This is a genomic window from Streptomyces sp. NPDC008125, assembly GCF_042957125.1.
Classification (GTDB): domain Bacteria; phylum Actinomycetota; class Actinomycetes; order Streptomycetales; family Streptomycetaceae; genus Streptomyces.
In genome coordinates this window covers 328,071-348,613 of record NZ_JBIBHR010000003.1, presented here as the reverse complement: position 1 = coordinate 348,613, position 20,543 = coordinate 328,071, and the positions used below count along the sequence as shown (strand labels likewise).

Sequence of the window (20,543 nt, the reverse complement as noted above, 5' to 3'; positions counted from 1 at the left end):
CGGCCGGCCGAGCGGCAGGAGGCCGTCAGGCGAAGATCACCGTGCGGCGGCCGTTGAGCAGGATGCGCCGCTCCGCGTGCCACTTCACCGCGCGCGCCAGCGCCTGGCACTCCACGTCCCGGCCGATCGCGACCAGTTGGTCCGGGGTGACGCCGTGGCCGACCCGCTCGACCTCCTGCTCGATGATCGGGCCCTCGTCGAGGTCGGCCGTCACGTAGTGCGCCGTCGCGCCGATCAGCTTCACACCGCGGGCGTGCGCCTGGTGGTAGGGGCGGGCACCCTTGAAGCTCGGCAGGAAGGAGTGGTGGATGTTGATGATCCGGCCGCTGAGTTCCTTGCAGAGGGCGTCGGAGAGGACCTGCATGTAGCGGGCGAGGACGACGAGTTCGACGTTCTCCGCGCGGACCAGTTCCAGCAGCTCGGCCTCGGCCTCGGCCTTGGTGTCCCGGGTGACGGGGATGTGCCGGAAGGGGACGCCGTACGACCCGACGAGCTCGGCGAAGTCCTCGTGGTTGGAGACGACGGCCGCGATCTCCACCGGCAGCGCGCCGATCCGGGACCGGAACAGCAGGTCGTTCAGGCAGTGCCCGAACTTGCTGACCATCAGCACCACCCGCATCCGCTCCGACGCGAGGTGGATCTGCCACTCCATGTGGAAGGAGTCGCCGATCGCCGCGAAGCTGGCCCGCAGCTTCTCCAGCGACACCGGGGAGGATGCCGAGAAGTGGACCCGCATGAAGAACAGGCCCGTGTCGTGGTCGCCGAACTGCTGGCTGTCCTCGATGTTGCACCCGGTCATGAAGAGATAGCTCGACACGGCGTGCACGATGCCCTGTTTGTCGGGGCAGGACAGGATGAGGACGTACTGCTCGGACTCGGCGTCCGGGGCGGGGGAAGCGGGCTGCGGCGCGGTCATCCCCGTAGCCTGCCACACCCTCCCGGTCTCAGGCCGATCTGGTCATGATGCGGAGAACGTCCAGCGAACGCGGCGGGACGTCCGGGTCGTCGCCGTCGTTGGTGGCGAGCAGCACATGGGCCTCGCGGGTGGTCTGGACGGCCTCCGGCCAGCCCGCGTGCTCCAGGTAGGCGGAGACGGGGGCGTCCGCGCCGACCTGGTGCATGATGCGCAGCACCCGCAGCACGGCGGCGTCCACGGCGGCGGCCTCGGCCGGGTCGCGGAAGATCGTCCCTATGTACTTCTCGGCGGACCAGTTGTCGAGCCAGGTGTCCTCGACCAGGCGGTACACGGCGTCGGTGACGTCGCCGTACCCTTCCCGGCCGGCCAGCCAGCACTCCTGGTGGAAGACGGGGTCCGAGAGCATGTGCAGCGCCGAGCGCACGTTGCTGCGCCAGCGCCACCACGGCATGTCATTGAGCGGCATGCCGTCCATGGTGGTGGAGCGGCGGCCTCGACGGGAAGAGTTCTCCGAACCTGGGTGCACGATTGTCGATCGTACGTTCCCTCTCGCCGGGTTTGTACGGGCCCCCGGAGTTCACCGCCCCGCCACGCGCCGTTGCCCTTCGCACACGGCTCCGTTACCCGGAGCCCGGCAGGCTCCGTACCCATGACCGGACGGCGACGCGCCCCTCATCTCGGTTCCCCGGCCTCTTCCGGCCCCTTCGGCTTCGGCGCCCCCGGGCCCCGGGGCACCCGCCGGCTCCTCGTCGGGGCGGCGGCGGCCGGGGCCCTGCTGCTGTCCGGCTGCGGGGCGCTCCCCGGAGCGGCGGCGGACTCCGGGAGCACCGTCACGGTGATGACCTGGGCGCCGGGCGCCTCCGACGACGCGGACTCGGTGACGATGGCCGGGGTGACGGCGATCGCCTCCACCTACGCGAAGTGGGTCAACGCGCGGGGCGGCCTCGGCGGGCACGAGCTGAAGGTGCTGACCTGCGACGAGGAGGACTCCCTCGCGGGCGCCGAGAAGTGCGCGCGGGAGGCGGTCGACCGGGACGTGACGGCGGTGGTGGGCTCGTACAGCCGGCACGGCCAGACCTTCATGGCACCGCTGGAGGCCGCCGGAATCCCGTACATCGGCGGGTACGGCGCTTCCGACGAGGAGTTCCAGAGCTTCGTGTCGTACCCCGTCAACGGCGGTCAGGCGGCGCTCCTGGCGGGCAACGGCAGGCAGCTCGCGGGGTCCTGCGCCACGGTGTCCCTGGTCCGCCCCGACTCCATCGCCGGGGACAGCATGGCGGCCCTGCTCGACGCCGGGCTGGCCCTGGGCCACCGGCACGCCGCCGTCGACGTGGCCGCCCCCGAGTCGGCGACCTCGTACGACTCCGAGGCGGCGAAGGCGCTCCACGCGGCGGACGACGGCTGTGTCACCGCCGTCCTCGGCGACCGCACCGGCACCTTCTTCGACTCCTTCCGCCGGCTCCCCGCCGACGACGGCGGCGTCAGGATCTCCTCGGTGCTCGGCAGCGTCAGCCAGCCGCTCATCGACAGCACCGGCGGGCGCGGCAGTCCCTTCGAGGGGGCATACGTCACCGGGTGGTACCCGGTCTCCTCGGACGCCCGCTGGAACGAGATGCGCGAGGCGATCCGGGCCTACGCCTTCGAGGACGACAGCATCGACCCGGCGGACTCGGCCGTACAGACCACCTGGGTGGCGTACACCGTGCTGACGGCCGCCGTCGAGGCCCTGGGAGACGGCGGTACGGGCGCGTCGGCGGTCACCTCGGTACTGAACCACGGGCTGAAGGTGGACACCGGCGGCCTCACCCCCGAACTGCGCTGGCGCTACCAGGACATGCTCGGCTCGGCCGCGTACCCCCGGATCGTCAACGGCACGGTCACCTTCCAGGTGGTCCGCGGGGGGCGGCTGGTGTCGCAGAAGAAGGGGTTCACGGACGTCACGGAGACCCTGTCCGACGCCAAGGCCGTCCGGGGCTGAGAAGCGCCGGAGCCCCGGGCTCCGCACGCGGGAGGCGCGGGGGCCGGGGCTCCGGGACGCTGCGGGCTCTTCGGGGCGCTCAGAGATCCGTGTAGGCGCGGCTGGTGAGGCCGTACTTCCCGGCGATGGTGTTCCACAGGCGGGACGCCTGCTTCTTGGCGGTGGTCGCCTCGCCGCTCTTCTCGCCGGCCCTGCTCGTCTCGTTGGTGGTGGCGGCCTTGCCGCCCTTGCAGGCCTTCTTGCCCTTCGCCTGGTGCGCCCAGGCCGCGTAGTGCTCGTCGGCCGAGGCCGAGGCCGCCCAGGCGCGGGTCAGCGCGGACGTGAGGTCGGCGTGGTCCGGCAGCTGGTCGACCGGCACGTCCTTCAGCCGGGTGACCAGTTCGCGGCGTTGCTGGGCGGCGTCCTTGAGGTCGGCGGCGGCCTGGTCGAGGTTCTTGCAGACCTTGATGTTCTCGACGGCGCCGATCACCGCCGTACGGCTGTTGTTGCTGTCCGCGAGCAGCTTGTCCAGCTGCTCCGCCTGCGGTTTCGCCGGGTCTTCCGCGGCGGGCGCCGAGGGGTCGGTGGCCGAGGAACTCGCCGAGGCCACCGGCTGCTTGTCGTCCTTCGACTCTCCGCCGCCGCTCAGCAGCGCACCGGCGCCCAGGCCGACGACCGCGCAGCCGATCACCACGGCCGCGATGAGCGGGATGTGCGCGGACCTGCGGCGCGGTGCGGGCTCGGGCTCGTACGCCTGCTGGGGGATGTCGTACCCCTGAGGGCCCTGGGGTCCCTGGTAGCCGGGCGCGTACCCCTGCTGCTGGGGCGGGAGTTGGCCGCCGGGGTAGCCCTGGGGCGGTCCGGCGGGCTGTCCCTGGGGGTGGCCGCCGTACTGCTGGTGCGCGGGCTGCTGGTGGGCGGGCTGCTGGTGCGCGGGGTCGACCCGCGGCATCTGCGTGGTGGCGCCGGCCGGTGCGTCGTCGCGGAAGAGGTTGTCGAACTCCGCGGGGGGCCGCCGGTCCTCCGGTGCCCCCGGGCGTATGTCGTACGGGGCGCCCGGGGTCGGCGGGATGTACTGGGTCGCGTCGTTGTCCTGCCCGGCCGGGACCGGTGCGATGAACTGCGTGGCGTCGGAGTCCCCGCCCGGCGCACCACCCGGTACGGCCTCCGGCGGCAGCGGCTGCGCGAACGGCTGCGGCTGCGCCGGGGGCATCGCCCCGCCCTGCTGCGGCGGCTGGTACGGGTTCGGCTGCCCGCCCTGGTATCCGCCGGACGCCGGGAGGTACTGCGTCTGCTGGTACGGGTCGGGGGCGCCGTACCCGCCCTGCTGCGGGTAACCGCCCCGCTGCGGATAGGGGGACGGCTGCTGCCCCTGCGCCGGGGTGCCCGGGTGCTGCTGCTGTGGCGCCTGGGACCCCCACGTCTGCCCGTCCCACGGGGAGCCGCCCGCCGGGGCGGACTCCTGCGGGCGGCCGTCCGCCGCTGCGGGGTTCCAGGGGGCACCACCGTCCGCGGGCAGCACGACACCTTCGTGGGCGGGCCGTACAGCAGGAAGCTGCTGATCGTCACCCTGTCCGCTCTGCGTCACCGGGACTCCTACGTGTCAACCTACGGAATCGTCGGCTCACGCTATCGGGTGGTTGCCCGGCTTCGCCAAGCGCGTCCGCGGCCCGCACCGTCCCTTCACGACCCGTACGGCTGCGCGACGCCCCCCGGGACACGGGGCGGCGGGCCGCGGACGGGCCTCCGCGCCCCGGAGGAACCCGCAGCTCAAGAGTGTGGCAACGGTGGGTCCGGGCCCGCCCGGCACGGGCGGGACGCCGGCCCCGCGCACCCGGGCCGGCGCCCGCACCGAGACATCCGCCACGTGGCCGGGCACCGGCGCACACGCACGTACCGGAGTGCGGTCGGCGCACACCTTCCCGTACGGCGCGTGCGGCGGCACCCCGTCCGAGCCGTCGGACGCCCGCGCACGCCCGCGCGTCCGGCCCGCCACCCGCCATCCGTCAGGCGGCCTGGAGGTCCAGGCGGGCGCTGAACTCGCGGACCGACGACTCCTCCCCGTACGGCAGCAGCCGCTGCTGGAGGTCGTCGAGGTACTCCGCGCCCCGGCTGGAACGCACCGTCTCCAGCAGCTCCACCGCCCGCAGCCCCGTGGAGCAGGCCTGTTCGACCTCGCGCTGCTGGACCTGCGCGGAGGCGAGCAGCACCAGGGCGATGCCGCGGCGGCGGGCCCTGGTCTCGGGGAGCGCGGCGAGCGCCTCCTTCGCCCGCCGGGCGGCGGCGGTGCCCTGACCCAGATCACGGTGGCAGTGGGCGAGTTCGTCGGCGAGGTACCCCTCGTCGAAGTGCGCGATCCAGGACGGGTCGTCGCCGGAGGACGCGTCCGCCCGCTCCAGCGCCTCCACCGCCCGGCCGGCCACCTCCTCGCAGGTGCCCGCGTCGCCGAGGGCCGCGTGCCCGCGCGCCTCGGCGGCCAGGAACATCGCCTCGGCGCGCGGTGTCACCTGGCCGCGCGCGCCCTCCTGCGCCGCACGGGCCAGCTGCGCGATCTCCCGCGGGTTGCCGAGCTGCGCGGCGAGGTGGCTCATCGACGCGGCCAGCACATAGCCGCCGTACGCCCGGTCTCCCGCCGCCTGGGCGAGGCGCAGCGCCTGGATGTAGTAGCGCTGGGCCAGTCCGGGTTGTCCGGTGTCGATCGCCATGTAGCCACCGAGTTCGGTGAGCCGGGCCACCGCACCGAACAGCTCCCGGCCCACCGACTCCCGGTACGCCCCCGAAAGCAGCCCGGAGACCACACTGTTGAGGTAGTGGACCAGCACCGGCCGGACGTGCCCGCTGCCGAACCGGTGGTCGAGGTCGACCAGGGCGGCGGTCATCGCACGGACCGCCTCCACGTCCGAACGCCCGACCCGCGCACCGGCGTTGCGCGCGACCTGGGAGTCGGGTCCGGTGATCAGCCAGTCCCGGCTGGGCTCCACCAGGGCGGAGGAGGCGACGGTGGAGCCGGAGAGCAGGTCGCGGCGGCCGACGTCGCTGCGCCACAGCTCGCAGACCTGCTCGATGGCCCCGAGCACCGTCGGGGCGAACTGGAGGCCGACGCCGGAGGCGAGGTTCTTGCCGTTGGCCATGCCGATCTCGTCGATGGTGACCGTGCGGCCGAGCTTGCGGCCGATCGCCTCGGCGATGATGCCCGGCGCCCGGCCCCGGGGCTGCTGTCCGCGCAGCCAACGGGCCACGGAGGTCTTGTCGTAGCGGAGATCGAGTCCCCGTTCCGCGCCGACCATGTTGACCCTGCGGGCCAGGCCGGCGTTGGAACACGCCGCCTCCTGGATGAGGGTCTGGAGCCGTTCGTTCGGCTGTCGGGCTACGAGTGGTCTGGCTGCCATGTACTCCCCCTGGAGGACGCGGTGACGGGTGAACAGGTGGTGGCATCGGAACGAGTGGTCGCATCGGAACAGGTGGGGGCATCACTGCCCGTCGCCGGCTCAAGCAATGCGCCCATTCCTCTGCATTCGGTACGACCGGCATGAGAGCTGCTGTTTTTCGGCCACTTCACGCAAAAGACCCGTGCGCCCTGTCCCACGGCCCCGGAACAGCCCGAGGACCGGGCCGACGCACGGCCCTGGCGTTCCCTACCCACCCGTCGGCGCCCGGCCCCGCACGCGCCCCCGCCCGTGCATCCGTGCGCCCCGCATGCGGTGCCGGCGCACCGGCACCCGCGGCCCGGCGCACCGTAACCCCCAGTGGCACGGAGAGTTGTGCTGGACGTGGAAAAGCCGATCACAGTGACGGGTAACGCCCCGCTCCCCCCGCAGCGCCGCGAGCAACTGCTCGACGCCGCCGTCCGGTACACGGAGGAACGCCACTGGGACGTGTTCCCGGGCAGCTGGCTGGAGGCGGTGGACGGACACGAGCGGTGCTGCTGCGGCGACGCCCACTGCGCCCTCCCCGGCGCGCACGCCCTGCGCCCCGACTGGGCGGGCCAGGCGACCGGCAGCGGGGCGGCGGCCCGCCGGATGTGGTCCAAGCACCCGGGCTCCTCCATCCTGTTGCCGACCGGCCGCAGCTTCGACGTGATCGACGTGCCGGAGTCGGCGGGCTTCCTGGCGCTCGCCCGGATGGAGCGGATGGAGCTGACGCTCGGCCCGGCCACCTGCACCCCCGACCGTCGCATGCTCTTCTTCGTCTCCCCCGGCGCCGCCGCCAAGGTCCCCGACCTCGTCATGCACCTCGGCTGGAACGCCGCGTCGATCGACCTCGTCGCCCGGGGCGAGGGCCATTACGTCGCCGCCCCGCCGACCCGGGTCGGCGGCCGGGGCGCGGTCCAGTGGGCCCGTCGCCCCACCCCCGCCAACCGCTGGCTGCCCGAAGCGGAGGAGCTGGTCAGCCCGTTGTCGTACGCCTGTGCCCGCGAAGCGGCGGACGCGCGGTCACGCCACTCATAGGGCGCCCCTTCGGTCTGCCGCCCCTCGGGCGACCGCCAGTTCGAAGACGCACCCTAGGCTGACCCCACGAGCGGGGAGAGCGAGAGGTCGTGTCATGTCTGACCGAAGCGGGACGGATACCACCACGGACGCGGCGCAGGCGCCTCCCGCCGTGCGGGTGCGGGGGCTGTGGAAGCGGTTCGGCGAGCAGGTGGCCGTCTCCGGGATCGATCTGGACCTGCCGGCGGGCCGGTTCATCGGGCTGGTCGGGCCGAACGGCGCGGGCAAGACGACCACGCTCTCCATGGTGACGGGACTGCTGCGGCCCGACATGGGGAAGGTCGAGATCGGCGGCCACGACGTGTGGACCGACCCGGTCGCGGTGAAGTCGCGGATCGGTGTGCTGCCCGAGGGGCTGCGGCTCTTCGAGCGGCTCTCCGGGCGTGAACTCCTCGCCTACAACGGCCGCTTGCGCGGCATTCCCGGAGCCGAGACCGACAAGCGGGCCGCACAGTTGCTCGACGTGCTGGATCTGGCCGGGGCGCAGCACAAGCTGGTCGTCGACTACTCGACCGGGATGCGGAAGAAGATCGGGCTGGCGGCGGCGCTGCTGCACAATCCCGAAGTGCTCTTCCTGGACGAGCCGTTCGAGGGCGTCGACCCGGTCTCCGCGCAGGCCATCCGGGGCGTACTGGAGCGCTACACCCGCTCCGGGGCCACCGTCGTCTTCTCCAGCCATGTGATGGAGCTGGTCGAGTCGCTCTGCGACTGGGTGGCGGTGATGGCGGCGGGCCGGATCAAGGCGCAGGGCCCTCTCGCCGAGGTGCGGGGCTCGGCACCCTCGCTCCAGCAGGCGTTCCTGGACCTGGTGGGCGCGCGTGCGGTGGACGGCGCGGACGGCCTCGACTGGCTGGGCGGCGGGCGATGAGCGTCCTCGACGGCCGGCCGGGCCCGGTCGCCGCCGCCCCCGGGGCCGGGGCGGAAGGGCTCGTCCCGCTCTTCGTACGGCTCAAGCTGGCGCTGCTCCGCAACGGGCTGCGGCAGTCGGCCGGGCGGCGGGCGGCCTTCGTGGCGACCCTGGTCGTGGTGGTGCTGATCGCGGCGGGGCAGCTGCTGGGGCTGGTGCTGCTGCGCGGCGAGGGGCAGGACGCGGCGACCGTGGTGGTGCTGTCCACCGGGGTGCTGGCGCTCGGGTGGGCGGTGCTGCCGCTGTTCTTCCCGAGCGGGGACGAGACGCTGGACCCGAGCCGGCTGGTGATGCTGCCGCTCCGGCCGCGTCCGCTGGTACGGGCCCTGCTGGCGGCCTCGCTCGTCGGGGCCGGTCCGCTGTTCGCGCTCTGCCTGCTGGTGGGTTCGGTGCTCGCGGTGGCGCACGGGGCGGGTGCGGTGGTCGTCGGGGTGGTCGCCGTACCGCTGGCGCTGCTGATCTGCGTGGCGCTGGCGCGGTCCGTCGCCACGGCCAACATCCGGTTGCTGACCTCGCGCAAGGGCCGTGATCTCGCGGTGCTGAGCGGGCTGGTCATCGCGGTGGGCATCCAGTTCGTCAACTTCGGCGCCCAGCGCATCGGACGGGCGGGCGGGCTCTCCTCCCTGGAGCCGGTGGCCGACGTGGTGCGGTGGCTGCCCGCCGCCTCGGCGATCGGCGCGGTGGACTCCGCCTCGGGCGGGTCCTACGGCGAGGCGGTGGCGCAACTCCTCGTCTCGGTGGTGGCGTTGGCCGGACTGCTGTGGTGGTGGCAGCGCGGGCTGGTGACGCTGATGACGGCCCCGGACGGCTCGACGGTCGCCGCCGCCGGACCGTCGCGCGGGAAGGCCCGGGGCGCCGGGGGCGGAAGGCTCGGCCGGCTGCTGCCCGAGGGCCGGACCCGTACGGTGATGGGCCGGAGTCTGCGTTACGTGCTGCGTGACCCGAAGACGAAGGGCGCCTGGATCACCTCGCTGGCGGTCGGGCTGATCGTGCCCGTCTTCAACGCCCTCCAGGGCACCGGCTCGGTCTACTTCGCCTGCTTCGCGCCGGGGCTGCTCGGGATGCAGATGTACAACCAGTTCGGCCAGGACACCTCCGCCTTCTGGATCGTGGCGCAGACCATCGCCTCCCCCCGGGACGCCTACGAGGAGCTGCGGGCGCGCGCCCTGGCGCTCGCCGTCGTCACCGTGCCGTACACCGTGGCCGTGGGTGCGGTGACCGCCGGGCTGCTCGGCTCCTGGGGGTCGTTGACCGGGGTCGTCGGGGTGTCGTTCGCCCTGCTCGGCGGGATGCTCGGGCTGGGCGCGCTGGGGTCGGCGCTCTTCCCGTACTCGGTCCCGCAGGACGGCGGGTTCAAGAACGTGGCGCCGGGCCAGGGCGGACTGGCCTGGATCTCGGTCAGCGGCGGCATGGTGGGCTCGGTGGTGGTGGCCGCGCCGGTGGTCGCCCTGACGATCGCGCTGACCGTGACGGACTACGGCTCCCTCTGGATCGTGGTGCCGGTGGGCGCGGGGTACGGCCTGCTCGCCGCCTGGGCGGGGCTGCGGCTCGCGGCGACGCGCACCGCGGCCCGGCTGCCGGAGATCCTCGCGGCGGTCAGCAAGGGGTGAGCCGCGTGCGGGGCCTCGCGGCCCCGCACGCGTCCGTCAGGACACCACGCGTTCAGGGGCCGCGTCGACCTGTGCCACCAGGAAGGGTTCGACCGCGGCGCGCCAGGCGTCCGGCCGGTCGTAGTGGGCGAGGTGGCCGGCGTCGGGCATCTCGGCGTACTGGCCGAGCGGCAGCACCCGGACCATCTCCTGGGCCTCGGCGCGGCCCAGTTGGCCGTCTATCCCGCGCAGCACCAGGGTGGGGCAGCGGACCTGTGCCAGCTCCTCCCAGTGCGCGTCCAGGACCCACGTCGCCCGGGACGCCAGCATCTGGCGGCGGGAGAAGACGGGCCGCCAGCCGTCGTCGTGCTCGGCCATCACCTCGGCGAAGAACTCGCCGCGTGCGGGGTTGGGGCGCTCCACCCACGGGTCGTCCTCGCCGAACCACTTGCGGACGGCGGCGAGGGTCGCGAAGGGGAGAGGCCAGGAGTCGAACCAGTCGCTCCACTCGCGCTGGGTGGCGGCGCCCGGTGCGGAGGCCCGCATGTCGCAGACGACCAGGGCGCGGACGAGGTCGGGGCGTTTGGCGGCGAACTGCCAGGCGGAGAGGGCACCCATGGCGTGCCCGACGAGGGTCACCGGCCCGAGGCCGAGCTGTTCGACCGCGCTCTCGACGTCGTCCACGTACGCGTCCCGGGTGTACGGGCCGTCGGCGGGCTTCTCGCTGCGGCCGTGGCCGCGCTGGTCGAGCCCGACCACGCGGTACCGCTCCGAGAGCCACTCGGCCTGAGCCGCCCAGTGGGTGGCCCGGCCCATCAGTCCGTGCAGCAGTAAGACCCCCGGCGCACTCGCTTCCTCCGCGCGCCCCTTGGGCGGATCGGTGAACTCCCAGGCCGCGAGCCGGACGCCGTCCGAGCCCGTCACATCGATGCGCCGCACCATATGTCCTGGCATCCCCTTCTGGTTCTCGATCACGGGTGGCCTCACCGTCACACTATCGAACCTTTATTCGAAAACGATGCGTCCGGCGGTCAACACCGCTCGTTCGGGTGACTACGTTCCAGGATTGGCCGCCGCCGGCCTGGGGAGATGTTCAGCGGGGAGCGGGCCGCTCGGGGATGACGGTCCGCGGCAACGACCCTGGGAGCTCGGGGCTCCGGGTCGACACCGGGGGGACGGACCCTGGCGCCTCCGGGCGCCGGGGTCTCCGGCCTCCCGGCCACCGCCTCCGCCGTGCTCGCGACCGCGGCGGGGGCGCGTGCGCCGTCGCACGCCCCCGGGGCTGCGCAGCGGCCTTCCACGACCGGGCGCCGACGGCCGGAGGCCCGCACGACGCGGTCCGCCGTGCGAACCGGGCCGCCCTGAGTGGTGCCCGGTGGAGGCGTACGTGGGCGCACGGGGGGCGCGTACCGCTGCACATGCTGGTACGACGGGCGCATTCCCTGCTCCTCCCCTGCCGCACGGCCCGCCCGGCCGGCGACCTCAGGTCATTTGCCTGGCTTCAGCCTGGCACGCGAGGCGCCCGGCCGCTGCACTTCCGTACGGAAAAGAGAAAGCGGGCGTCACGGTTCGATGACCGTGACGCCCGCTTCTCCGGTCCCCTGCGGTGGGACGCGAGGCGGGGTGGATGTTCCGTCCCTGCTCAGAGCGTGTGCGGTGCCGTACGCCGCCCCCGGGCGGCCTCCGGAGTCCTCCCCCGCACCCGGGGCGCGCGGCCCCCGCTCGTGCTCCCCCGTGCTCCGGGCCGTGCGTACTCCTGCTCCGGCGGGTGCTCCCGCGCCCGGCACCCGGGGCGGAGGCCGTCCTCGCTCTCCCGGAATGCCCGCTCAGCGCTTGGCGACGAAGACGTGCGAGGCGACCTCGCTGTCCAGCTCCGCCGCCTCACCGCCCGAGCCGACCAGGACGCCGCCCGCCGCCGCCGTCACGCTGACGACGGCGCCCGGCTGGACCCCGGCGCGCCGGAGCGTGTACATCAGCTGGGCGTCGGTCTGGATGGGCTCGCCGATCCGGCGCACCACCACCGTCTTGCCGTCACTGCCCGGGTCCAGCTCGGCGAGGCTGACCATGCCCTGCTCCAGGAACGGATCGGCCTCCGCGTGCTGGCCCAGCTCCTCCAGACCCGGGATCGGATTGCCGTACGGCGACTCCGTGGGGTGGCGCAGCAGCTCCAGCACCCGCCGCTCCACGGCCTCGCTCATCACGTGCTCCCAGCGGCAGGCCTCGGCGTGCACCTGCTCCCACTCCAGACCGATCACGTCGACGAGCAGGCACTCGGCGAGGCGGTGCTTGCGCATGACGCGGGTGGCCAGGCGCCGGCCCTCCTCGGTCAGCTCCAGGTGGCGGTCCCCGGCGACCTGGACCAGTCCGTCGCGCTCCATCCGGGCCACCGTCTGGCTGACCGTCGGGCCGGACTGGTCCAGCCGCTCAGCGATACGGGCGCGCATCGGGACCACGCCTTCCTCTTCCAGTTCGAGGATGGTGCGGAGATACATCTCCGTGGTGTCGATCAGTCCGGACATACGTGCCCCTCATAACTGTGACAGTGAAACGTCATACTGCCGTGTTGCTGCCGTCCTGTGGCCCTCGTCCAATTCTGACGCATCGCGCTGTCAACCGTGCCTCGCCCGTCGGCGGGGCAGGCGGCACAGGGCCGGGACACTCTTGACAGTGCGGTGGTCCGGACCGCAACGTGATCGGCACCTGAGGGCCGCCCCTTCGCGGGACATGCCCTGGACCCCATGCCGAAAGGGCTCCCCGATGAGCGAGAGCAAGCTGGCCGGCCAGTTCTTCGACGCGGCCATCGGGCTTCTCGCCCGGGTCCGCGACGAGGAGTCCGCCTCCGTCGCGGCGGCCGGGGCGGCGGTCGCCGACACCATCGCCGCGGGCGGCCGGCTCTTCGCCTTCGGCGCCGGTCACTCCTCGCTCGCCGCCCAGGACGTGGTGTACCGGGCGGGCGGCCCCGCCCTGATGAACCTCCTCGCGGTGCCGGGCACGGTCGGGGTCGACGTGATGCCCGCGACCCTCGGCTCGGCGCTGGAGCGGGTGGAGGGGCTCGCCACCACCGTGCTCGCGGCCAGCCCGGCCAGGGCGGGCGACCTGCTGGTGATCATCTCGCTCTCCGGCCGCAACACCCTGCCCGTCGAGATGGCCCGCGAGGCGCGGGCACGCGGCCTCACCGTGATCGGGGTGACCTCGGTGGCGTACGCCGCCGCCACCTCGTCCCGGGCCGCCACGGGCGGCTTCCTGCTCGACCACTGCGACATCGTGCTGGACAGCAAGATCGCGGTGGGTGACGCGGAGCTGACCACCGACGGGGTCGGCGCCCCGTTCGCCCCCGCGTCCACCGTCGTGACCAGCGCGCTGATGCAGGCGACGATGGCCGCCGCCGCCGGGGAACTGGCCGCACGCGGCATCGAGCCGCCGCTGCTGCGCTCGGGCAACGTGGACGGCGGCCACGACTGGAACCGGCGGGTGTTCGACGAGAACCGGGACCGGATCTTCTACCAGCACTGACACCGCGGTCACCCGCACCGGCTGCCCCCGGGCGCGCCCGCCCCGGGTCAGCCGCCCGTGCGGCCGTCGAGCAGCAGCGCCAGGTCCACCGCGCCGGCCACCCGGACCGCCGCGCTCTCCGCGTGGGCGGCGTCCTCCCGCTCGAAGGCCGGGCGGTCCGCCGTACGCAGGAAGGTCACGACCCCGAGGGTCCGGCCCCGGCTGCGCAGCACCGCGCACAGGGCGTGCGCCGCGCGCCGGGGCCACTGGCGCTCGGCCGCCCAGGACTCCCCGGCGGGGCCCGCGCTCACCCGGACCGGGGCGATCCGGTCCAGCGACTGGAGGGCCGGGTGACCGGCGTCGTAACGCGCGGGGAGTGAGCCTCCGGCGACCAGCAGGCAGGGGCCCGGGGCGTCGGTCGGGGTGGCCGCCGTACGGACCAGGCGCTCCCCCGCCACCAGGTCGAGCAGCGCGTGGTCGGCGAAGCCCGCCAGCGAGAAGTCGAGGGTGGTCGTCGCCGCCTCCCACGGGTCCTCGCACTCGGCGGCGGCCCTGGCCGCCCGGTGCAGCTGGGCGGACCGGAACCGCAGCCGGGCCGAGGCCTGCTCGGCGGTACGCGCCTCGGTCACGTCCTGGAACAGCCAGGCGACCCCGAGCGGCACGGCCTCCTCGGTGAGGGGCGAGCAGAGCCGGAGGAAACCACTGCGCCAGCAGCGCCGCCGCTCGCCCTCACGGCTGCGCAGGGTCAGCCAGAGTTCGGCGGGGGCGGGCGGCGCCCCGGCGGCGAGCACGTGGTGGAAGGCGCCTTCGAGGTCCTCCACCCCTTGGAGCACGACCTCCCCGAGGGGGCGGCCGAGCAGGGAGGTCCGGCCGCCGCCGAGCGCCCGCGCGGCGTGCGCGTTGACGACGGTGGGCCGCAGATCGGCGTCGACCAGGACCACGCCCCAGGGCCCGTCCTGGAAGAGCGCCTCGCTCATCGCGATGGAGCGCTCCAGGTCGATCTGGGCGTGCGCCTCGCTGAACGCGCAGTAGACCCCGGCCGGTCCGCCGTCCTCGCCGCGCATGCCGGCGGCCTGCATCCGGACGAGGACCCGGCCGCCGTCCTTGCGGACCAGGGCGAACTCGTGGACCTGGCGGCCCGCGGCGTCCTGGATCGCCATGAGCCGCCGGCGCACCTCGTCGGCGTCGGGCCCGCGTACCGCCCAGCCCGCGAAGCCGTCCCGGCCGACGACCTCGGCGGCGGACCAGCCGAGGACGCGTTCGGCCTGGCGGTTCCAGTGGGTGACGGTGCCGGTGGCGTCGAGCGCGAAGAGCGCGGTGTCCATGCCGTCGAGGAGGGCGGCGAGGAGTCCGGCCCCGGGGGCGGGCACGGCCGCACCCGTGGTCCGCGGGGCGCCGGTGGCTCCGGTGGCGCCCGAGGCGTCCGACGCGGACTGGCCGGCCGTACCGCTGCCCATGGAAGGACTCATTCCGTACCCCCGCAGAACGTGCCGTCCCCGCTGCTCGTACCGCTGCTCCGGCGGTACGGGTACCGGCGTGCGTTTGTGCACGTCAGATACCCATTGAACTCGACCGTGACGCGGCGCACACCTGCTTCCGACAAATAGGTTGTGCGGCCCGGACGAGGTTTCTAGACTTGCCGCACACGCTGAAAGGAGGTGATCCGAAAAGTGCAGTCTTATCGGATTCGTGAGGTGGCTGCGGGCTGACAGCCCGTCGTCGCACATCGTGCACCCCGGCAGGCTGTCTGCCGAAACCCAAGCAGTCACCGACCCGCAGGCTCGCCGGTAGATCCGGCCGGCTCCTCCTCACGGAGGGACCCGAGCCTGCGGGTTCTGCTTTTCCCGTGTGCGGTACGGCACCTGGGGGACCTCAGGGGCAGAGGCGCTCCACACGCCAGCCGGTGGCTCCGGGCGCCGTGGGGCGTACGTACCGCAGCCGGTCGTGGAGCCGGTTCTCGTGGCCCTGCCAGAACTCCACCGTGTCCGGCACGACCCGGAAACCGCCCCAGTGCGGCGGTACGGGTACCTTCTCGCCCTCCGGGTAGCGGGCCGTCAGCTCCTCGTACCGCTCGGTGAGCTCGCGGCGGGAGCCGATGACGGTGGACTGGGCGCTCGCCCAGGCGCCGAGCTGGGAGCCGTGCGGGCGGGTACGGAAGTACGCCACGGTCTCCTCGCGGCTCACGCGCTCCGCGACGCCGGTGACGACGACCTGGCGGGCGAGCGGGTGCCAGGGGAAGAGCAGCGAGACGTGACGGTTCGCGGCCAGCTCCCGGCCCTTGCGGGACTCGTAGTTGGTGTAGAAGACGAAGCCGCTCGCGTCGAAGCCCTTGAGCAGGACCGTGCGGGAGGACGGGCGGCCGTCCGGTGCGGCGGTGGAGACCACCATGGCGTTCGGCTCGTGCAGGACGCCTCCGGCGGCGACCTGCCGGAACCAGCGGGCGAACTGGTCCATGGGCTCGGGAGCGAGATCCTGCTCGGCGAACGCCTCGGAACGGTACTGCTCGCGCATCGCCGCCGGATCGATGGTGCAATCGGAGGACGGGGACACGGCCGGACGGGAAGCGGACGGAGGTGTCGGGTCAGCTGTGGGCACGGGCCCATCCTGCCGCAGCCGGCCGGGGCCCTACGAGCCGCGTGCGACGCCGTCGCGCGTCAAGCGGCGGTCCGGTGCGACACGCGGGGGTGCTGTGCCGGACATCACCCTTCCTTGCCCAGGGGGGAGCCGCCACTATCGGGGGTCAGGTCCCATCGAGGCCGGGGGATGCCTCCGCACCCGGGCCTCCACCGACACAGCTCGCAGCCGCACAGAGGGAGCCGCCTGATGTCCGCATTCGTACCCGGACTCGAGGGAGTCGTCGCGTTCGAGACGGAGATCGCCGAACCGGACAGGGAAGGCGGGGCGCTCCGTTATCGCGGGATCGACATCGAGAACCTCGTCGGCCAGGTGTCCTTCGGCAATGTCTGGGGGCTGCTGGTGGACGGCGCGTTCAACCCCGGCCTGCCGGCCGCCGAACCGTTCCCCATCCCGGTCCACTCCGGTGACATCCGGGTCGACGTGCAGTCGGCGCTGGCGATGCTCGCCCCGGTGTGGGGCCTGAAGCCGCTGCTCGACATCGACGCGGCGACGGCCCGCGACGACCTCGCGCGGGCGGCCGTGATGGCCCTGTCGTACGTGGCGCAGTCGGCGCGCGGTCAGGGGCTGCCGATGGTGCCGCAGAGCGAGATCGACAAGGCCGAGTCCGTGGTGGAACGGTTCATGATCCGCTGGCGCGGCGAGCCGGATCCCAAGCACGTCAGGGCCGTCGACGCGTACTGGACGTCGGCCGCCGAACACGGCATGAACGCCTCCACGTTCACCGCCCGGGTCATCGCCTCGACCGGCGCGGACGTGGCGGCGGCGCTGTCCGGCGCGGTCGGCGCGATGTCGGGGCCGTTGCACGGCGGCGCACCGTCCCGGGTCCTCGGCATGATCGAGGAGATCGAGCGGACCGGGGACGCCACCGCGTACGTGAAGCGGGCGCTGGACAAGGGCGAGCGGCTGATGGGCTTCGGCCACCGCGTCTACCGTGCCGAGGACCCGCGCGCCCGGGTGCTGCGGCGCACCGCCCGCGAACTGGCCGCCCCGCGCTTCGAGGTGGCGGAGGCGCTGGAGAAGGCGGCGCTGGAGGAGCTGCACGCCCGGCGCCCGGACCGGGTGCTGGCGACGAACGTGGAGTTCTGGGCGGCGATCGTGCTGGACTTCGCGGAGGTCCCGGCGCACATGTTCACCTCGATGTTCACCTGCGCCCGCACGGCCGGCTGGTCGGCGCACATCCTGGAGCAGAAGCGCACGGGCCGGCTGGTGCGGCCCTCGGCGCACTACGTGGGACCGGCGGCACGGGACCCGCGCGAGATCGACGGGTACGACTCGATCACACCGATCACGGGCTGAGGCCGGCTGCCGGTGCCGTACGGGGCGCACCGCTTCGTACGGCACCGTGGCGCGGGATCAGAGCTTGCCGCTCAGCCGGAGCGTGCGGTGGCCGCCCGGCCGGCGCGCGAACCCGGCGCGGAAGGCGGGGGTCAACCACGATCGTCCGGAAGTAGTCGCCCATGTGCTCCCCCTGAGCCGCGTCTCGTCTCCCGGGCCGGGCGCCGTCAGTCCAGCGCGCCGTCCAGCAGCGCCGCCCACTGTGCCACGACCCTCCGACGGCGGACGGTGTCGTCGGTCAGGAGGTTGGCGAGGCCGAGACCCCGGGCCATGTCCAGAAGGCCCTGGACCGTCTCGCGCACCCCCGGCCGGGTCTCGTCCGCCCCGAGCAGGGCGACGGCGATGCGGTGGGTCTCCCGGCCGACGCGGGCTTCGAGTTCGGTGACCCGGGGGCGCAGTTGGGGTTCGTTGGAGGCGGCCACCCAGAGCTGGAGCGCGGCGCGGAAGAGCGGTCCCGTGTAGAGGTCCACCAGCGCGGCGACGACCTCGGCGCGGCCCTGGACCGGGAGCGCCCGCAGTGCGGCGGAGCGTTCCTCCGCCACGTACTCGACGGCGCCGGTGAACAGGTCCTCACGGGTGGGGAAGTGGTGCTGCGCCGCGCCCCGGGAGACCCCGGCCCGTTCGGCGACGACGGAGACCGTGGAGCCCACCCAGCCGTGGACGGCGAGGCAGGCCACGGCGGCTTCCAGGAGCCGCTGCCGGGTCGCCCGGCTCCGGTCCTGTTTGGGCGACTTGGCGGATACCGGATGGGCGGTCGCCGGGTCGGAAAGGCCCGGCAGCGGGTCGTTCGGGGGCGTCACCACACCCATGCGGGGTCCCGTCGTTCGAGGAAGGCCGTCATCCCCTCCCGTGCGTCGTCGGAGGCGAAGAGCGCGGTGGACAGAGTGATGAGGTCTTCGGCGTGTTGGTCGAAGCTTTCCAGCACGGTAGCCGTGACCAGCTGCTTCGATGCCATCAGCCCCTGCGGGGACGCCTTGCGCAGTCCGTCCAGTACGGGTTCGAGCGCCTTGTCGACCTCGTCCGCGCCCTCGCCGGCGGCGGCGGCTCCGGCCGGGTCTCCCGCCGCGAGGGTGACCAGGGAGATGCGGGCGGCCTCGACCGCGTCGAACCGTTCCCCGGTGAGGAAGTAGCGTGCGGCGGCGGAGCGTTCGAGGCGGGGCAGCAGGGTCAACGAGATCACCGCCGGGGCGAGCCCGAGGCGCGACTCGGTGAGTGCGAAGCTCGCCCCCGGCCCGGCCACCGCGATGTCGCACGCGCCGAGCAGTCCGAGTCCGCCGGCCCGGACATGTCCGGTGATCCGGCCCACCACGGGCTTGGGCAGGGCGACGATCTTCCGCAGCAGGGCGACGAACTCCCTGGGGTCGGCGGGCGACTTCAGGTCGGCTCCGGCGCAGAAGGTGTTTCCGGTGTGGGTCAGCACGACGGCGCGTACGGCGGCGTCGGCCGCGCAGGCGTCGAGTGCCCGGGCCAACTCGCCGACCAGCTCGGCGGAGAGGGCGTTGCGGCGGGCGGGGGCGTCCAGGGTGAGGGTGGTGATGCCCCGGTCGTGGACGGGTGCGGCGAGGCTGCTCATGCGGGGCTCCCTCCGGTGCCGGCCGCCCGCTGCCCCGACTCCTGTTCCGAGCCCCGGAGTTCGCGGTCACGGGATTCGCGGTCGCGGAGTTCGCGGCGGAGGATCTTGCCCGAGGTGGCCCGGGGTACCGCGTCGATGAACTCGGCCCGCCGGACCTTCTTGTACGGGGCGACGCGCTCGGCGACGTAGGCGAGCACGTCCTCGGGGGTGAGCTTCTGCGCCTCCGGGGCGGGCGAGCGGACCAGGAACGCCTTGGGGACCTCGTTGCCCGTGTCGTCGTACACGCCGATGACGGCGGCGTCGGCGAGGTGTTCGTGGCCGAGCAGCAGGGCCTCCAGTTCGGCGGGGGCGACCTGGTAGCCCTTGTACTTGATCAGCTCCTTCACCCGGTCGACGACGTGGAGCCAGCCGTCCGCGTCGACCCGGCCGACGTCCCCGGTGTGCACCCAGCCGTCCGCGTCGATCATGGCCGCGGTGGCGTCGGGGCGGCCGAGGTAGCCCTTCATCACCTGGGGGCCCCGGATGAGGATCTCGCCCTCGGCGCCGGGCTCCGCGTCCTGTCCGGGGTCGGTGAGCCGGACGATCCGCATCTCGGTGCCGGGGATCAGCTTGCCGACCGTTCCGTCCGGCGGGTTCTCCTCGGAGAGCGGCACGACGTGGGTGCCCGGGGAGAGCTCGGTCATGCCGTACGCCTGCCGTACGGGAGGCAGCCCGAGCCGCTCCGAGCAGGCGCGGGCGAGGGCGGCGTCGAGCGGGGCTGCGGCGGAGACGATGTAGCGGAGCGAGGAGAGGTCGTAGCGGGCGACGGCCGGGTGCTTGGCGAGGGCCAGCACGATGGGCGGGGCCACGTACAGCCCGGCGATCCGGTGCTTCTCGATGGCGGCCAGGAACTGGTCGAGGTCGAAGCGGGGCAGCACCACCACGGTCGCCCCGTGCCGCAGCGGCCCGTTCATCAGCGCGGTCAGCCCGTAGATGTGGAAGAAGGGCAGGACGGCCAGGATGGGCTCGTCCTGCACCAGGGGGACGAACGGCTGGAGCTGCTCCAGGTTGGTGGCGATGGAGGTGTGGGTGAGCATCACCCCCTTGGGGGCGCCGGTGGTGCCGGAGGAGTAGGGCAGCACGGCGACGTCCTCGTCCGGATCGATCTCCACCTGCGGCTCGGGGGCGGTGGAACCGAGCATGTCGAGCACCGAGGTGTACCCCTCGGCGGTGTCGCAGACGAAGATCTGCCGTATCCCGCCCGCCAGTTCGGCGGCCCGGCGGGCGGTGTCCAGGAGCGGGGAGACGGTGACGATCCAGCGCGCGGAGGCGTCGGTGAGCTGCTTGGCGAACTCCTCGGCGGTGGCCAGCGGGTGGACCGTGGTGACCGAGGCGCCCGCGCGCGTCGCCCCGTAGAACACGGGCGGGTAGGCGATGGTGTTGGGGCTGTGCAGGGCGAGGACGTCGCCCTTGCGGAGCCCGGCCTCGGCGAGCGCGGCGGCGATCCGCCGGTGGAAGTGGTCGAGTTGGGCGTAGGTGAGGGACATCCCGTTCGTGCCGTCGACCAGGGCGACGGTCTCCCCGAACCCGGCGGCCCGGCCCAGGACGGCTTCGTGGATGGGTGTGCGGAGGATGGCGACGTCTGCGTACTCGCTGCGGAACACCATGGCG

Annotated in this window: 17 protein-coding genes; 6 read left to right on the top strand and 11 right to left on the bottom strand. The window is 73.5% G+C overall.

What is annotated here, in order from left to right; all coding sequences use genetic code 11:
- Positions 1-25: 25 nt before the first annotated feature.
- On the bottom strand, positions 26-916 hold the full coding sequence (purU, locus tag ACFZAX_RS06830; RefSeq protein ID WP_390959791.1) for a formyltetrahydrofolate deformylase: 891 nt from the start codon (positions 914-916) through the stop codon (positions 26-28).
- Positions 917-944: 28 nt separating this feature from the next.
- A complete protein-coding gene (locus ACFZAX_RS06825) occupies positions 945-1,391 on the bottom strand; it encodes a hypothetical protein (protein WP_390960077.1) in 447 nt (148 codons plus the stop codon).
- A gap of 174 nt (positions 1,392-1,565) precedes the next feature.
- Between ACFZAX_RS06825 and ACFZAX_RS06820 the strand changes: the two genes are divergently transcribed.
- Complete coding sequence (locus ACFZAX_RS06820) at positions 1,566-2,894, top strand: ABC transporter substrate-binding protein (RefSeq protein WP_390959789.1); 1,329 nt, start codon at positions 1,566-1,568, stop codon at positions 2,892-2,894.
- Positions 2,895-2,973: 79 nt separating this feature from the next.
- On the opposite strand, the gene ACFZAX_RS06815 is transcribed toward ACFZAX_RS06820, so the two are convergent.
- A complete protein-coding gene (locus tag ACFZAX_RS06815) occupies positions 2,974-4,461 on the bottom strand; it encodes a hypothetical protein (RefSeq protein ID WP_390959787.1) in 1,488 nt (495 codons plus the stop codon).
- 418 nt (positions 4,462-4,879) lie between these two features.
- Positions 4,880-6,262 (bottom strand): transcriptional regulator, encoded by a 1,383-nt coding sequence (locus ACFZAX_RS06810; protein ID WP_390959785.1) that lies wholly within the window; start codon positions 6,260-6,262, stop codon positions 4,880-4,882.
- A 372-nt stretch (positions 6,263-6,634) separates the two neighbouring features.
- Here ACFZAX_RS06810 and ACFZAX_RS06805 point away from each other — a divergent pair, with 372 nt between their 5' ends.
- From ACFZAX_RS06805 to ACFZAX_RS06795, 3 genes are all read left to right on the top strand, one after another.
- Complete coding sequence (locus ACFZAX_RS06805; RefSeq protein ID WP_390959783.1) at positions 6,635-7,321, top strand: bifunctional DNA primase/polymerase; 687 nt, start codon at positions 6,635-6,637, stop codon at positions 7,319-7,321.
- Positions 7,322-7,415: 94 nt separating this feature from the next.
- Positions 7,416-8,228: an ATP-binding cassette domain-containing protein gene (locus tag ACFZAX_RS06800; RefSeq protein WP_390959781.1), complete on the top strand. Its 813-nt coding sequence runs from the start codon at positions 7,416-7,418 to the stop codon at positions 8,226-8,228.
- Positions 8,225-9,877, top strand: a complete 1,653-nt coding sequence (locus tag ACFZAX_RS06795; RefSeq protein WP_390959780.1) for a transporter — start codon at positions 8,225-8,227, stop codon at positions 9,875-9,877. The genes ACFZAX_RS06800 and ACFZAX_RS06795 overlap by 4 nt, the downstream gene beginning before the upstream one ends.
- Positions 9,878-9,913: 36 nt before the next feature.
- Here the strand turns inward: ACFZAX_RS06795 and ACFZAX_RS06790 are convergent, their stop codons facing one another.
- Complete coding sequence (locus ACFZAX_RS06790; protein WP_390959778.1) at positions 9,914-10,798, bottom strand: alpha/beta fold hydrolase; 885 nt, start codon at positions 10,796-10,798, stop codon at positions 9,914-9,916.
- Between the two features lie 884 nt (positions 10,799-11,682).
- A complete protein-coding gene (locus tag ACFZAX_RS06785) occupies positions 11,683-12,375 on the bottom strand; it encodes an iron dependent repressor, metal binding and dimerization domain protein (protein ID WP_390959776.1) in 693 nt (230 codons plus the stop codon).
- 238 nt (positions 12,376-12,613) lie between these two features.
- Between ACFZAX_RS06785 and ACFZAX_RS06780 the strand changes: the two genes are divergently transcribed.
- A complete protein-coding gene (locus tag ACFZAX_RS06780; protein ID WP_390959775.1) occupies positions 12,614-13,369 on the top strand; it encodes a sugar isomerase domain-containing protein in 756 nt (251 codons plus the stop codon).
- A 47-nt stretch (positions 13,370-13,416) separates the two neighbouring features.
- Here ACFZAX_RS06780 and ACFZAX_RS06775 read toward each other — a convergent pair whose 3' ends face one another.
- Entirely contained in the window at positions 13,417-14,805 is a 1,389-nt protein-coding gene (locus ACFZAX_RS06775; protein ID WP_390959773.1) for a PAS domain-containing protein, read from the bottom strand.
- Between the two features lie 415 nt (positions 14,806-15,220).
- Complete coding sequence (gene pdxH / locus ACFZAX_RS06770) at positions 15,221-15,859, bottom strand: pyridoxamine 5'-phosphate oxidase (protein ID WP_390960076.1); 639 nt, start codon at positions 15,857-15,859, stop codon at positions 15,221-15,223.
- A gap of 312 nt (positions 15,860-16,171) precedes the next feature.
- On the opposite strand from pdxH, the gene ACFZAX_RS06765 reads away from it, so the two are divergent.
- Positions 16,172-17,281, top strand: a complete 1,110-nt coding sequence (locus ACFZAX_RS06765) for a citrate synthase (RefSeq protein ID WP_390959772.1) — start codon at positions 16,172-16,174, stop codon at positions 17,279-17,281.
- A gap of 206 nt (positions 17,282-17,487) precedes the next feature.
- Here the strand turns inward: ACFZAX_RS06765 and ACFZAX_RS06760 are convergent, their stop codons facing one another.
- Genes ACFZAX_RS06760 through ACFZAX_RS06750 form a run of 3 tightly spaced genes read right to left on the bottom strand, consistent with a single transcriptional unit; the run spans position 17,488 to position 20,539 of the window.
- Positions 17,488-18,129 (bottom strand): TetR family transcriptional regulator, encoded by a 642-nt coding sequence (locus ACFZAX_RS06760; protein ID WP_390959770.1) that lies wholly within the window; start codon positions 18,127-18,129, stop codon positions 17,488-17,490.
- The gene (locus tag ACFZAX_RS06755; protein WP_390959768.1) at positions 18,117-18,893 is read right to left on the bottom strand and encodes an enoyl-CoA hydratase family protein; all 777 of its coding nucleotides are present in this window, start codon (positions 18,891-18,893) and stop codon (positions 18,117-18,119) included. Before ACFZAX_RS06755 ends, ACFZAX_RS06760 begins: the two co-directional genes overlap by 13 nt.
- Entirely contained in the window at positions 18,890-20,539 is a 1,650-nt protein-coding gene (locus tag ACFZAX_RS06750; RefSeq protein ID WP_390959766.1) for an AMP-binding protein, read from the bottom strand. The genes ACFZAX_RS06755 and ACFZAX_RS06750 overlap by 4 nt, the downstream gene beginning before the upstream one ends.
- Between the last annotated feature and the right edge of the window lie 4 nt (positions 20,540-20,543).

Bases quoted from the DNA above. Each gene is read 5' to 3' on its own strand.
- purU (WP_390959791.1), bottom strand. From the start codon at position 916: ATGACCGCGCCGCAGCCCGCTTCCCCCGCCCCGGACGCCGAGTCCGAG.
- ACFZAX_RS06825 (WP_390960077.1), bottom strand. From the start codon at position 1,391: ATGGACGGCATGCCGCTCAATGACATGCCGTGGTGGCGCTGGCGCAGC.
- ACFZAX_RS06820 (WP_390959789.1), top strand. From the start codon at position 1,566: ATGACCGGACGGCGACGCGCCCCTCATCTCGGTTCCCCGGCCTCTTCC.
- ACFZAX_RS06810 (WP_390959785.1), bottom strand. From the start codon at position 6,262: ATGGCAGCCAGACCACTCGTAGCCCGACAGCCGAACGAACGGCTCCAG.
- ACFZAX_RS06800 (WP_390959781.1), top strand. From the start codon at position 7,416: ATGTCTGACCGAAGCGGGACGGATACCACCACGGACGCGGCGCAGGCG.
- ACFZAX_RS06795 (WP_390959780.1), top strand. From the start codon at position 8,225: ATGAGCGTCCTCGACGGCCGGCCGGGCCCGGTCGCCGCCGCCCCCGGG.
- ACFZAX_RS06790 (WP_390959778.1), bottom strand. From the start codon at position 10,798: ATGGTGCGGCGCATCGATGTGACGGGCTCGGACGGCGTCCGGCTCGCG.
- ACFZAX_RS06785 (WP_390959776.1), bottom strand. From the start codon at position 12,375: ATGTCCGGACTGATCGACACCACGGAGATGTATCTCCGCACCATCCTC.
- ACFZAX_RS06780 (WP_390959775.1), top strand. From the start codon at position 12,614: ATGAGCGAGAGCAAGCTGGCCGGCCAGTTCTTCGACGCGGCCATCGGG.
- ACFZAX_RS06775 (WP_390959773.1), bottom strand. From the start codon at position 14,805: ATGGGCAGCGGTACGGCCGGCCAGTCCGCGTCGGACGCCTCGGGCGCC.
- pdxH (WP_390960076.1), bottom strand. From the start codon at position 15,859: ATGCGCGAGCAGTACCGTTCCGAGGCGTTCGCCGAGCAGGATCTCGCT.
- ACFZAX_RS06765 (WP_390959772.1), top strand. From the start codon at position 16,172: ATGTCCGCATTCGTACCCGGACTCGAGGGAGTCGTCGCGTTCGAGACG.
- ACFZAX_RS06760 (WP_390959770.1), bottom strand. From the start codon at position 18,129: ATGGGTGTGGTGACGCCCCCGAACGACCCGCTGCCGGGCCTTTCCGAC.
- ACFZAX_RS06755 (WP_390959768.1), bottom strand. From the start codon at position 18,893: ATGAGCAGCCTCGCCGCACCCGTCCACGACCGGGGCATCACCACCCTC.
- ACFZAX_RS06750 (WP_390959766.1), bottom strand. From the start codon at position 20,539: ATGGTGTTCCGCAGCGAGTACGCAGACGTCGCCATCCTCCGCACACCC.